Source organism: Allobosea sp. LjRoot90, from assembly GCF_964254315.1.
Taxonomy (GTDB): domain Bacteria; phylum Pseudomonadota; class Alphaproteobacteria; order Rhizobiales; family Beijerinckiaceae; genus Allobosea.
Genome location: NZ_CAXUTF020000006.1, coordinates 55,802 through 68,059, shown reverse-complemented (window position 1 = coordinate 68,059; position 12,258 = coordinate 55,802). Strand labels below are relative to the sequence as shown.

Sequence of the window (12,258 nt, the reverse complement as noted above, 5' to 3'; positions counted from 1 at the left end):
GGCGCAGGGGGCGCGCACTGCTATGGCGCGCGCATGAGCACCCGCAGTTTCGACAACATCCGCAATTTCTCGATCGTGGCGCATATCGACCACGGCAAGTCGACCCTCGCCGACCGGCTGATCCAGCAGACCGGCACGGTCGCGGCGCGCGACATGAGCGAGCAGATCCTCGACTCGATGGATATCGAGAAGGAGCGCGGCATCACCATCAAGGCGCAGACCGTCCGGCTGGATTACTTGGCCGAGGATGGCAAGGCCTACATCCTCAATTTGATGGACACGCCCGGACACGTCGACTTCGCCTATGAGGTCTCGCGCTCGCTCGCGGCCTGCGAGGGCTCGCTGCTGGTGGTCGACGCCTCGCAGGGTGTCGAGGCGCAGACACTCGCCAATGTCTATCAGGCGCTCGACGCCGGCCACGAGATCGTCACGGTCCTCAACAAGATCGACCTGCCGGCGGCCGAGCCCGAGCGGATCAAGCAGCAGATCGAGGACGTGATCGGCCTCGACGCCTCCGAGGCGGTGCCGATCTCGGCCAAGACTGGCCTCAACATCGAGGGCGTGCTCGAAGCGATCGTCAAGCGGCTGCCGGCGCCGAAGGGCGATCTCGAAGCGCCGCTCAAGGCTCTGCTGGTCGATAGCTGGTACGACGCCTATCTCGGCGTCGTCGTGCTGGTGCGCATCATCGACGGCGTGCTGAAGAAGAACATGACGATCCGGATGATGCGCGCCAACGCCGTCTATGGCGTCGACCGCGTCGGCGTGTTCAAGCCGAAGATGCTCGAAGTGAAGGAACTCGGGCCCGGCGAGGTCGGCTTCTTCACCGCCTCGATCAAGGAAGTCGCCGACACCGCCGTCGGCGACACCATCACCGACGATCGCAAGCCGATCGCCGAGCCGCTGCCGGGCTTCAAGCCGGTGCAGCCGGTGGTGTTCTGCGGCATCTTCCCGGTCGACGCCGCCGATTTCGAGGTGCTGCGCAGCGCCATGTCGCGGCTGCGCCTGAACGATGCCAGCTTCTCCTATGAGATGGAGACCTCGGCGGCGCTCGGCTTCGGCTTCCGCTGCGGCTTCCTCGGGTTGCTGCATCTCGAGATCATCCAGGAGCGCCTGGAGCGCGAGTTCAACCTCAACCTGATCTCGACCGCCCCTTCGGTGGTCTACCATCTCAAGCTGCGCGACGGCACGACGCTCGAATTGCACAACCCGGCCGATATGCCGGACGTGATGAAGATCGAGACCATCGAGGAGCCGTGGATCCGGGCGACGATCTTCACCCCGGACGAATATCTCGGCTCGGTTCTGAAGCTCTGCCAGGACCGGCGCGGCCTGCAGATCGACCTCAATTATGTCGGCTCGCGCGCCAAGGTCGTCTACGATCTGCCGCTGAACGAGGTGGTGTTCGACTTCTACGACCGGCTGAAGTCGATCTCGAAGGGCTATGCCTCCTTTGACTACGCCATCACCGACTATCGCGAAGGCGACCTCGTGCGCATGTCGATCCTGGTCAATGCCGAGCCGGTCGACGCGCTCTCGATGCTGGTCCACCGCTCGCGCGCCGATGCCCGCGGCCGGGCGATGTGCGAGAAGCTCAAGGAGCTGATCCCGCCGCACATGTTCCAGATCCCGGTGCAAGCGGCGATCGGCGGCAAGATCATCGCCCGCGAGACGATCCGGGCGCTGCGCAAGGACGTGACCGCCAAGTGCTATGGCGGTGACGCCTCGCGCAAGCGCAAGCTCCTGGACAAGCAGAAGGAAGGCAAGAAGAAGATGCGGCAGTTCGGCCGCGTCGAGATCCCGCAGGAAGCCTTCATCGCCGCGCTCAAGATGGACAGCTGAGCGCAGGATCGGCGGCAGCGTTCGCGCGTCAGGGAACCATCTCGCCAGATACGGTGTTGATCCCGACCCTCAACAAAAGGGAGGACAGCATCGTGGACAGACGCTCTTTTCTCGCGAGTCTGGTCGGTGGCCTGGCCGCGGCGAGCTTCGGCACGGCAGCGCTTGCCAGGCCGCAGCCGAAGCCGGTGGTTGCAGAGCCCGGCCCGCCTGAAGCTGCGCCGCAGGTCGATGCGGAAGCGCTCGACAAGACCGGCGCCGATTACGCCCAGTACTATTATCGCCGTCGTCGGCGCTGGCGCAGGCGCTACTGGCGCCGCCGTTATTACCGGCCGCGCTATTATTACCGCCGTCGCTATTACCGGCCGCGCTACTATTATCGCCGCCGCTACTGGTAGCCCCCTGACCGCCCTGCGCAGCTCGGGCCGCGCAGGGCGTAGCAGTGGTCAGAGATTGGCGCCGAGGTCGCGCAGCTTTGCCTTGAGGTCGATCGGCTCGACGAAGTGAACCGTCTGCATGCCGACCGAACGGGCGGCATCGACGTTCTTGGCGCTGTCGTCGACGAAGATGCACTCGCCGGCGCTGAGCCCGTAGCGCTCCAGCAGCACATTGTAGATCGCCGGATCGGGCTTCAGCAGCCGCTCATGCGCCGAGACGATCACGCCGTCGAAACTCTGCAGGAACGGAAAGCGGATCAGGCATTCCGCCCATTTCTCGCGCGAGAAATTGGTGATGGCGTAGACCTGCTCACCCTTGGCCTTGAGATCGGCCAGCACCGCGACGCTGTCCTCGATCGTGCCGGGTACGGTCTCGTGCCAGCGCTCGTCGAAAGCCTTGATCTCGGCTTCCCATTCCGGGTGGCTGGCGACCAATGTCGCCACGGCTTCGGTCCAGGGCCGGCCTCGATCCTGCTCGATGTTCCAGGCGGAGGTGCAGACGTTCTTCAGGAACCAGTCGCGCTTGGCATCATCAGGAATCAGGTCGCGATAGAGATGGAACGGGTCCCAGCGCAACAGGACGTTGCCGACGTCGAACACGACCTTGCGATTTGCAGGCATCGGTAGGCTTCTCCAGTCAGGCGTGCATCGACGTAGTTGATGCAACTCACGCCCTTGTGCACGGACGCGCGTAACCTTCACAAGGCTTTTGGCGTATTCGCGTAAAGGATCAGCAAAGGCGCGACGGATGGCTTCGGCAGCAACAGGTAGCTACTGGCCCTGGAACGATCGGCAGGGGCGCTTCTCGGCGCTGCGGGCCGGCTGCTTCGCGCTCGTGCTCGTCCCCGCCTTGATCCTCGCCTTCCAGGCCTGGACGCACCAGCTCGGCTCCAAGCCGTGGACGCAGGCCGTGCATGACACCGGCACCTGGGCCCTGCGCATCCTCGTGATCACGCTCGCAGTGACGCCGCTGCGCCGCATCCTCGACTGGAACAAGCTGATCGGCATTCGCCGCATGCTCGGTCTGTCGGCCATGACCTATGCGCTCGGCCATCTCACCTTGTACTGCATCGACCTCGCCTTCGACTGGGGCCTGATCGTCTCCGAGATCGTCAAGCGCTTCTATCTCGTCGTCGGCATCACCGCGCTCATCGGCCTCGTCGTGCTTGGCATCACCTCGACCGACGGCATGATCAGCCGCCTCGGCTCGGGGCGCTGGCAGCGCCTGCACAACCTCGTCTATTTGATCGCCTGCCTCGGCCTGTTCCATTTCGCGCTGCAGTCGAAGATCGACGTCACCCAGCCGGTGCTGCTGACCGGCCTGTTCGCGCTGCTGCTGGCCTATCGCGGGCTCAACCGGTTCGGCATCCCCTTGAGCTTCGCTTCGCTGGCGTTGACGGCGCTTGCCGTTGGTCTCGCAACCGCATTGGCCGAAACCGCTTGGTACGCCTTCGCGACGGGCGCCTCGGCCTGGCTGATCTTCCAGGCCAATGCCGATATCGTGGTTTATCAGGATTGGACGGCTGTGCGGCCGGGCCATTGGGTTGCGCTCGTCGGGCTCGGGCTCGCGGTGCTGCATCTTTTCCGTAAGCCCGCGCCGAAGCCGGCGAGGCGTGAGCGCCGGCCGGCAATGGCCTCCGAGGCCGCAGGCGGCTGAGCCTCAGCCCTCGCGCCGCGCCAGCTCCAATATGGTCTCGATCAGCACACGGATGGCGATGCCGGCGTCGAGCTCGGTCATGTTCTCCAGCGGCGAATGGCTGATGCCCTTCTCGCAGCGCACGAACAGCATGGCCGAGGGGCAGAGCTTGGCCATTTCCATCGCGTCGTGACCGGCTCCGGAGGGCAGGCGCCGCGCCGTCAGATTCGAGCCGGCGCGGGCGATTCCAACAGCGAAAGCCTCCTGGAGGGCCTCGTCCATCGGTACGGCGTTGCCGCGCGAATAGGGCGTGATCGTCAGGCCGACACCGCGGCGCGCCGCAATCTCGGCGAAGCGACGCTGGATCTCCTCGTCCATGCTGGCAACGGTCTCACCATCCGGCGCGCGAAAATCGATGGTGAAATCGACGGCGCCCGGCACGACATTGGTGGCGCCGGGATCGGCCCGGAACACGCCGACCGTGCCGACGGCGCGGTCATGCTCCCGGGCGATCGCCTCCAGCGCCAGCGCCATCTCGGCCGCGGCCGTGAGCGCGTCCTTGCGCAGCCGCATCGGCACGGTACCGGCATGGCCCGCCTCGCCGGTGACGCGGACGCCGGCTCTCCCTTGCGCGGCGATGGCGGTGACGATGCCGACCGCCTCGTTCTCGGCTTCGAGCACCGGGCCCTGCTCGATATGGACCTCGAGATAGGCCTTCACGGAGCCTGGCTTGCGGGCGAGCGCCGCGATCCCGGCCGGGTCGCCGCCGAAGGCGACGAGCGCGTCCCGCAGCACGACGCCGTCGGCATCGCGCGCCGCGAGCCAGCCCTGGTCGTAGCGGCCGGTCAGTGCCGCCGAGGTCGAGAGCGAGGTCGGGAAACGCACCGTCTCCTCGTCGCCGAAGGCGACGACCTCGAGCGCGAAGGGCAGGGTGATGCCGGCGTCGCGGATCGCCTGCACCGCCAGGATGCCGGCGACGACGCCGAGATTGCCGTCGAAGTGCCCGCCATCGCGGACGGTGTCGATATGCGAGCCGATCAGCACTGCCGGCAGTCCCGGCGTTGCGCCTTCGCGCCGCCCCTGCACCGAGCCGGCGGCATCGATGAAGGCGGTCAGACCCGAGACCTCCATCGCGCCCTTGACGTATTCCGCGCCCTGTCGATGCGACGGCGAGAGATAGAGCCGTGTCAGCTTGCCCGGTTCGTCGGTGAACCGGTTGAGCCCCGCGAGGGCGGCGAAGGCGCGGGCGCCGAGGACGGCGGGAGAAGGCAGGGGCGTGGTCATGGAATCAAACCTAACGGGCCGGCCATGGGCATGGCCAGCCCGCTTTAGCGTGGCAGGATCGATTTGGCTGTCAGTAGGTCGCGCGCCCGCCCGACAGGTCGAAGACCGCGCCGGTGGTGAAGCTGTTCTCGGCCGAGGCCAGGAAGGCGACCATCGAAGCGACTTCGTCAGGCTGCAGGAAGCGGCCGCGCGGGATCTTGGCCAGCATGTAGCCGATATGCTCCTCGCTCATCTGGTCGAAGATGCGGGTGCGGGCGGCGGCCGGGGTGATGCAGTTCACCGCGATGTCCTGCTGCGCCAGCTCCTTGCCGAGCGACTTGGTCAGCGCGATCACCGCCGCCTTCGAGGCCGAATAGGCCGAGGCGTTGGGGTTGCCTTCCTTGCCCGCGATCGAGGCGACCAGCACGAGGCGCCCGTAATTGCGCTTGATCATGCCGGGGATCACCGCCTGGCAGCAATGCAGCGTGCCGTCGACATTGAGCCGCATGATCTTCGCCCATTCGTCGAGCGGGTATTCCCAGGTCTTCAGGTTCGGCCCGGCGATGCCGGCGCTGGTGACGAGGATGTCGACGCTGCCATGGCGCTGCTCCAGCTCGGCGGCGGCCGCATTCACCGCCTTGGCATCGGTCACGTCGATCGCAAGCCCGCTTGCTGCCGGCCCGATCGCGGCGGCCGCCTCATTGGCGAGCTTGCCGTCGAGGTCCCAGATCGCGACCTTGGCGCCGCTGTTGGCGAGACGTTCGGCAACGGCACGGCCGATACCCTGCGCGCCGCCGGTGATGATGGCGACCCTGCCGTTCAAATCGATTTGATTCATTGAAATGACGCCCCTCCCTGGAACCGTGCGCGGACTTTAGCGCAAAGCCGTCCGCCGCAAAGTCGCGGTAGCTCAAGGGAGGGTTGCGTCAGGCTGGCTGCTCAGCGCGCATTGCGGAAGGCGCTCGGGCTGAACACGGTACGCAGCAGGATGCCGAGATCGAGCCAGAACGACCAGTTGTCAATGTACCAGTGATCATAGGCGATACGCCGGGCCATCTTCTCGTCGGTGTCGGTCTCGCCGCGCAGGCCATTGACCTGGGCCCAGCCGGTGATGCCGGGCTTGACGTTGTGGCGCCGGGCATAGAGCGCGATCTTGCGCTGGAATTCGCGGTCATGGGCGAGCGCGTGCGGGCGCGGCCCGACCAGCGACATCTGCCCGGCGATCACGTTCAGGAGCTGCGGCAATTCGTCGAGATTGTAGCGCCGCAGGAAACCGCCGATCCTTGTGATGCGCGGATCGTTGCGCGTCGCCTGCCTGACCACCTCGCCATCATCGGTCGTCGTCATCGTGCGGAACTTGAAGATCCGGAACGGCTGCTGGTTGAAGCCGAAACGGCGCTGCAGGAACAGCACCGGGCCTTTCGAGTCGAGCTTGATTGCGATCGCGACCAGGAGGAGCAACGGCAGGCTCAGGGCCAGGATCGCGCTCGCGGCGAGAACGTCGAAGACGCGCTTGAACAGGATCTGGACAAAGGACAGAGCGGGGCGCGTCAGCCGCAGCGACGCGAGCGAGCCGATCCGGACAATATGGGGATTGTCGAAGCGGTCCATGACGCGCTCCGGCGTCAGGTGGATCGCGACCGGCAGGTTCATGAAGGCGTCGATGCAGGCGTCGATCGTCTCATGGTCCGACCAGGGCAGGGCGATGAAGACGGCATCCGGCTTGAGGTCGCGGGCCCTGGCCGAGGCTGTGGCGAGGTCGGCGGCGAGCGCTGCGGCGGGATCGTTGATCCGGCGCGAATCGTTGCTGCGCAGGAAGGCGACGTCGACGATCGAGAAGCCGATATTCCAGGGCTGGTGGCGCGAGACGAAGGACATCACCTCGCTCTCGCGGCCGATCAGGAACACGCGCTCGGAGGTGATCCTGCCGGTCTTCGAGGCCATCGAGACGGTGCGCACGATCGCCGAGCGGGCGAGCGCGATCAGCGGCACGCCCGCGACATAGGTGACGAGGACGACGGCGCGCGAATACTGGTCGTTGACCTTGGCCATGAAGACGATGGCGACGAAGGCGATCATCGCCAGGTTCCAGACCGTGAAGGCCGAGGTGATCTGGCCCTTGGTCGAGAGGTAGTTCTCCAGCCGGTAGCGGCCGCGCATCAGATTGGTGAAGACGAAGATCGCAGCGATCATCGAGGCGAGCTCGACGGTGACCTTGTCGTTGCCGAGATGGCGATAGGCGACGAAGTGGTAGACGATCGAGGTGCCGCCGACCACGGTCAGGACGGTCACCGCATCGACCAGCGCGGTGATCAGGCCGATCCAGTGGCGCAGCACATTGGCGCGCTGGTCGGCTGCCGTGGTGACTTCGTAGTTCAGGTCGTTGACGCTCATCATGCCGCGCTCGCTCGGTCATGGGCGGTCCGGATTTGGCACAGGGGATGCGCCGAAAGACCGCCTCACCTGTCGAGGTGGCAAGCGCGATGCCGTAGAGGCATGAAGCTGGTTTCGCGGGAAATGCGCTGGAATCGGCCCGGTTGAACCGGAGTCGGGCGCAGCATGAGCGGAGCGCGTCCCATTACGGGACAGCCGGCGGGACAGAGGGTCGCCAGACCGGCAATATCGGCTATCGGATCAGCGAAAGACGGCGTTCATCCTATGACGGGGTTCCGCTTGACCCTGGCAAGAAACGCAACGAAGACAATGGCCTACGCCGTCAGCATGGCGACGTGTGCGTCAGCAGCGATCGAGATGAACGTCGTTCTCCTCCAAACTTCGCAGCGACGGGCTGCCCTTTCAGCCCTGCCCGAGCCACCGCGCCGCGACATCGCCGGCGTCCCGGTGGCGGCGCTGACGCGCCAGGAGGCGCTCGCGCTGATCGACCAGGCTTTCGACGGCGGCGATCATCTGCGCCTGGCCTACTGCAACGCCAATCTCGTCAACATCGCCGCGCGCGATGCCGGTTTGCGCGAGCGCCTCGCCGGCTTCCTGGTCCTGCCCGACGGCATCGGCGTCGATATCGCCTCGCGCCTGCTTTACGGCACGAGTTTCCCGGCCAATCTGAACGGCACCGACTTCACGCCGGCGATCCTCGCCGCCCGCAGGCGGCCACTCTCGGTGATGCTGCTCGGTGGCAAGCCGGGCATCGCCGAGCGTGCTGCGGCGAGGCTGCGTGCTGATTACCCGCAGCATCGCTTCGCAGTCCTGAGCCACGGCTATTTCGCGCCGCAAGAAGAGACGACTCTGCTGGCGCGGCTCGCGCACGAGCGGCCTGACCTGCTGCTGGTCGCCTTCGGCAATCCCCGGCAGGAGCAGTGGATCGCCGACCGGCTCGATGCCCGCCACTGCGCGGTCGCGGCCGGCATCGGCGCGCTGTTCGACTTCCTCGCCGGCGAGGTGGCACGGGCGCCGGAAACGGTGCGCACCCTGCGGCTGGAATGGATCTATCGGCTCTGGCTCGAGCCGCGCCGGCTCTGGCGACGCTATGTCGTCGGCAATCCCGCCTTCCTGATGCGCGTGCTGCGCCAGAAGCTGGCAGGGCCTAGCGCCTGAGGGCGCCTAGGGTTTCTTCCCGACGATGACGCCGAAGAGCGGGCCGGCGCCGATCATCACCAGGAAGACCCTGATGATGTGATGGGCCGCGACGAAGGCGACTTCGGTGTGCAGCGCCAGCGCGATCAGGCTCATCTCGGCGAGGCCACCGGGGGAGTAGGCCAGGATCAGCGGCACCGGCTGGTAACTCGAGACATGCGCCACCGCGAAGGCGAAAATCAGCGTCAGCACCACCAGGATCACGGTCGAGCCGAGCGAGAGCAGGAGGATGCGCAGGATCGCCTGCGGCGGCGTGCCGACGAAACGGCAGCCGATGGTGACGCCGAGGATCAGCTGCGCCACATTGACGATCTCGTAGGGCGGGACCGAGTCGCTGAGACCGACGAGATGCACGACGGCCGAGACCAGCATCGGCCCGAGCAGTTGCTTCGCCGGCAGGCGCAGTGCATGGGCGAGCATCACGCCGGCGATCGCGCTCGCGACCAGCCAGAACCAGCCCAGCGCTGACGTCTGGAACATCGATGGGCCCTGGTTGCGGTTGATGCCGAGCGAGACGCCTTCGAGCCATTGCACGATGAAGGGCAGCGTCATCACCACCAGGAGGATGCGAGCGGAATGGATGAGCGCGATGGTGCGGGCATCGCCGCCCTTCTCCTCGCCGGTGATCACCATCTCGACGAGGCCGCCCGGCATGCCGGAGAAGAAGGCCGTCACGGGATCGTAGCCGGCGACGCGGCGAAAGTAAGTGACGCAGCACAGGCCGCAGGCGACCATGAACAGCACGAGCCCGCCGAGCGTCGGCAGCCAGTTCGGCATCTGCGCGACGATCTCCGGCTTGAAGCCGGAGCCGAGCAGCACGCCGATCACCGCCGACATTGGCGGGCGGATCACTGACGGCGCCGCCACCGGCGTGCGGGCGATCGCAGCCGCAGTACAGAACACCATCGAGCCCAGCATCCAGGGCAGCGGCAGGCGGTAATACGCAAAGAGCCAGCCACCGAGCGTGCCGAGCGCGAGGGCGAACAGGAAACGGCGCCAGGGAAAGCGTCGCGGCGACAATTCGCGCACGCCGTTGACCGCATCCCGCAGCAATTCCCGCATCGCTCCGATCACCTCCCTGAGACGCATGCCCGAGAGCCGGATGCTTTCAGTCGGAAGCGCTTTGCGTTTCCGACTGAAAGCTGAATCCGTCTCTCATCCAAGAAACCGGGCAGGATTCATGCGAAAAACCGGTTCCCACTTTTTCGCATCCTGCCCGGCAGCGTCACGGCGCTGCTATACGCCATCCGCATGACGATGACAGGGCTTTGTCGGAATGACGGCCTTGTCCTCGCGGCGGGGCGGGCGGATGTGGCGGCAACCCCGCCATGCTCGCAAACCACTGACGAACGGGCAGAAAATCAGCGACAGTCGAGTCCTGCAGATATCTGATAGGCCGTCGGCGTCTTCCGCCCGGCTCGAGGCAGCCATGAGCGAAGACCGCCTTTCGGAAGCGACCGGTCGCGGCAGCGAAGGCCTCGGCTTGGCCGAAGCGCTGCCTGTTTCGGCCGACGAGGACGGCAGTCCGGGAGAACCGCCGGACTTAAGCGCCGGATCGGTTCCGATACCGCCGGTTCTCTCCGCCCCGTCTCGCGAGAGTTGGCTCGCGACCCGCCGCAACCGCGTCGGCCTGTGGTGGCGCAAAGCGAGCCCAAACTTACGCGGCACCGTCTATATGATCATCGCGCTGCTGGTTTACGCGGTGATGGTCGGCGCCTTCAAACATCTCGGCACGGCGATCCCGCTGGTCGAAACGCTGATGATCCGCCAGATCATCATGAGCGCCGTGATCGTCGCCATTGCCGGCCGCGGCCTGAAACAGGCGCTGAAGACAGACCGGCCGGGCCTGCAGATCTTCCGCGGCCTGATCACGCTCGCCTCCATGCTCTGCGGCTTCAGCGCCCTCATCCACATTCCGCTGGCCCAGGCGACCTCGATCAGCTTCAGCCAGGTGTTGTTCGTCACCGTCGCGGCCGTGCTGATCCTGAAGGAGCGCGTCGACAGGGCGCGCTGGGTCGCGACCGTCCTCGGCTTTGCCGGCGTGCTGATCATGCTCAACCCGTCGGCCGATGGGTTGAACTTTTGGGCGCTGATGTCGCTTTGCGGTGCGCTGTTCGGCGCCGGCATCACCATCAGCGTGCGCATCCTCGGCACCAGCGAACGGACCGAGACGATCCTGATCTATCAGGGCCTGGTGCTGATGGTCGTGCTCGCCTGGCCGGCCTGGGCCCTCTGGGTCTGGCCAACAGCCGAGCAATGGTTCTGGCTGGTGCTGCTCAGCCTGTTCGGCACCGCCGGGCAATGGCTGATCACCAAGGCCTATCAGGTCGGCGAGGCGTCGGCGCTGGCACCGCTCGATTTCAGCCGCCTGATCCTGGCGGGCTTCACCGGCTTCGTCTTCTTCGCCGAGGTGCCAACGCCGACGACACTCATTGGTGCGGCCATCGTCATCGGCGCGACGCTCTACACCATGCGCCGCAATGCCCGCAGCCGGGTCGACGCCGCTCTGTCCACCCCGCCCTGACGCTCCAGCCACGAGACGCCCATGACGCATCATCAGCTCGATGCCTCCCTCGCCACCTGCCATTGGGGCTATTTCGACGCCGGGCTGAAGCCGGTGCTGGAGATCGAGAGCGGCGACAGCGTCACCATCCGCACCGTCACCGGCGGCCCCGCCCATCTGCCGGAGGGCAATGCGACGATCCCGCCGGAGATCCACGAGATCCACGCCAAGGCCGAGCGCATGGTGCCTGGCCACATCCTCACCGGCCCGATCGCGATCAGGGGCGCCAGGCCCGGCCAGGTGCTGGAGGTGCAGATCAGGAGCGTCAAGCCGCGCACCGATTTCGGCTACACCATGTTCCGCCCGCTCGGCGGCACGCTGCCGGACGAGTTCGATTATCACGCCTTCCGCTACATCCATCTCGACCGTGAGCGGAACATCGCGAACCTGCCCTGGGGCATGGAACTGCCGCTTTCGCCCTTCTTCGGCGTGATGGGCACGGCGCCGCCGGCGCATTGGGGCCGGGTGACCTCGCTGATCCCGCGCGCCTTCGGCGGCAACATCGACAACAAGGAATTGGGCGCCGGCGCGACGCTGTATCTGCCGGTTTTCGTCGAGGGCGCTTTGTTCTCCTGTGGCGACGGCCATGGCGCGCAAGGCGATGGCGAGGTCTGCATCACCGCGATCGAGACGGCGCTGGAGGGTACCTTCGAGTTCCATTTGCGCGAGGACCTGTCCTTTGCCATGCCACGCGCGGAGACCAGGACCCACCACATCACCATGGGCATCGATCCCGACCTCGACATCTGCGCCGAGAACGCACTGCGCGAGATGATCGGCCTGATCACCTCGCGGACGAAGCTGACGCGGGACGAGGCCTATATGCTCTGCAGCCTCGCCGCCGACCTGCGCGTGACCCAGACGGTCAACGGCTCCAAGGGCATCCACTGCATGCTGCCGAAGAGCCTGGTGGCGTAACATATCCCGTCATG

11 protein-coding genes are annotated in these 12,258 nt (G+C 66.1%); 6 read left to right on the top strand and 5 right to left on the bottom strand.

Translation table 11 applies throughout. From position 1 onward, the window contains the following. The first annotated feature begins 33 nt into the window (after positions 1–33). The gene (gene lepA / locus ACSQ3M_RS20985; protein WP_436152015.1) at positions 34–1,839 is read left to right on the top strand and encodes a translation elongation factor 4; all 1,806 of its coding nucleotides are present in this window, start codon (positions 34–36) and stop codon (positions 1,837–1,839) included. 92 nt (positions 1,840–1,931) lie between these two features. Further along, a complete protein-coding gene (locus ACSQ3M_RS20980) occupies positions 1,932–2,234 on the top strand; it encodes a hypothetical protein (RefSeq protein ID WP_436152014.1) in 303 nt (100 codons plus the stop codon). A 48-nt stretch (positions 2,235–2,282) separates the two neighbouring features. On the opposite strand, the gene ACSQ3M_RS20975 is transcribed toward ACSQ3M_RS20980, so the two are convergent. Then, a complete protein-coding gene (locus tag ACSQ3M_RS20975) occupies positions 2,283–2,894 on the bottom strand; it encodes an HAD family hydrolase (RefSeq protein WP_436152013.1) in 612 nt (203 codons plus the stop codon). A 127-nt stretch (positions 2,895–3,021) separates the two neighbouring features. Between ACSQ3M_RS20975 and ACSQ3M_RS20970 the strand changes: the two genes are divergently transcribed. Next, positions 3,022–3,930 (top strand): sulfite oxidase heme-binding subunit YedZ, encoded by a 909-nt coding sequence (locus ACSQ3M_RS20970; RefSeq protein WP_436152012.1) that lies wholly within the window; start codon positions 3,022–3,024, stop codon positions 3,928–3,930. A gap of 3 nt (positions 3,931–3,933) precedes the next feature. Here ACSQ3M_RS20970 and ACSQ3M_RS20965 read toward each other — a convergent pair whose 3' ends face one another. The 3 genes from ACSQ3M_RS20965 to ACSQ3M_RS20955 form a co-directional block, all read right to left on the bottom strand. Beyond that, positions 3,934–5,193, bottom strand: coding sequence for an allantoate amidohydrolase (locus ACSQ3M_RS20965; protein WP_436152011.1), 1,260 nt, complete (start codon positions 5,191–5,193; stop codon positions 3,934–3,936). A 70-nt stretch (positions 5,194–5,263) separates the two neighbouring features. Continuing rightward, positions 5,264–6,010: an SDR family NAD(P)-dependent oxidoreductase gene (locus tag ACSQ3M_RS20960; RefSeq protein ID WP_436152010.1), complete on the bottom strand. Its 747-nt coding sequence runs from the start codon at positions 6,008–6,010 to the stop codon at positions 5,264–5,266. Between the two features lie 101 nt (positions 6,011–6,111). Next, positions 6,112–7,566, bottom strand: coding sequence for an undecaprenyl-phosphate glucose phosphotransferase (locus ACSQ3M_RS20955; RefSeq protein ID WP_436152009.1), 1,455 nt, complete (start codon positions 7,564–7,566; stop codon positions 6,112–6,114). A gap of 357 nt (positions 7,567–7,923) precedes the next feature. On the opposite strand from ACSQ3M_RS20955, the gene ACSQ3M_RS20950 reads away from it, so the two are divergent. Next, on the top strand, positions 7,924–8,724 hold the full coding sequence (locus ACSQ3M_RS20950; protein WP_436152008.1) for a WecB/TagA/CpsF family glycosyltransferase: 801 nt from the start codon (positions 7,924–7,926) through the stop codon (positions 8,722–8,724). Between the two features lie 6 nt (positions 8,725–8,730). Here ACSQ3M_RS20950 and ACSQ3M_RS20945 read toward each other — a convergent pair whose 3' ends face one another. After that, positions 8,731–9,852, bottom strand: coding sequence for an AbrB family transcriptional regulator (locus ACSQ3M_RS20945; protein WP_436152007.1), 1,122 nt, complete (start codon positions 9,850–9,852; stop codon positions 8,731–8,733). Positions 9,853–10,192: 340 nt separating this feature from the next. Between ACSQ3M_RS20945 and ACSQ3M_RS20940 the strand changes: the two genes are divergently transcribed. Further along, the gene (locus ACSQ3M_RS20940; protein ID WP_436152006.1) at positions 10,193–11,287 is read left to right on the top strand and encodes a DMT family transporter; all 1,095 of its coding nucleotides are present in this window, start codon (positions 10,193–10,195) and stop codon (positions 11,285–11,287) included. A 21-nt stretch (positions 11,288–11,308) separates the two neighbouring features. After that, entirely contained in the window at positions 11,309–12,244 is a 936-nt protein-coding gene (locus ACSQ3M_RS20935) for an acetamidase/formamidase family protein (protein ID WP_436152005.1), read from the top strand. Positions 12,245–12,258: the final 14 nt, after the last annotated feature.

Coding starts and splice junctions, on each gene's coding strand:
- ACSQ3M_RS20940 (WP_436152006.1), top strand. CDS start 10,193: ATGAGCGAAGACCGCCTTTCGGAAGCGACCGGTCGCGGCAGCGAAGGC.
- ACSQ3M_RS20975 (WP_436152013.1), bottom strand. CDS start 2,894: ATGCCTGCAAATCGCAAGGTCGTGTTCGACGTCGGCAACGTCCTGTTG.
- ACSQ3M_RS20950 (WP_436152008.1), top strand. CDS start 7,924: ATGAACGTCGTTCTCCTCCAAACTTCGCAGCGACGGGCTGCCCTTTCA.
- ACSQ3M_RS20935 (WP_436152005.1), top strand. CDS start 11,309: ATGACGCATCATCAGCTCGATGCCTCCCTCGCCACCTGCCATTGGGGC.
- ACSQ3M_RS20965 (WP_436152011.1), bottom strand. CDS start 5,193: ATGACCACGCCCCTGCCTTCTCCCGCCGTCCTCGGCGCCCGCGCCTTC.
- ACSQ3M_RS20955 (WP_436152009.1), bottom strand. CDS start 7,566: ATGAGCGTCAACGACCTGAACTACGAAGTCACCACGGCAGCCGACCAG.
- ACSQ3M_RS20945 (WP_436152007.1), bottom strand. CDS start 9,852: ATGCGTCTCAGGGAGGTGATCGGAGCGATGCGGGAATTGCTGCGGGAT.
- ACSQ3M_RS20970 (WP_436152012.1), top strand. CDS start 3,022: ATGGCTTCGGCAGCAACAGGTAGCTACTGGCCCTGGAACGATCGGCAG.
- ACSQ3M_RS20960 (WP_436152010.1), bottom strand. CDS start 6,010: ATGAATCAAATCGATTTGAACGGCAGGGTCGCCATCATCACCGGCGGC.
- lepA (WP_436152015.1), top strand. CDS start 34: ATGAGCACCCGCAGTTTCGACAACATCCGCAATTTCTCGATCGTGGCG.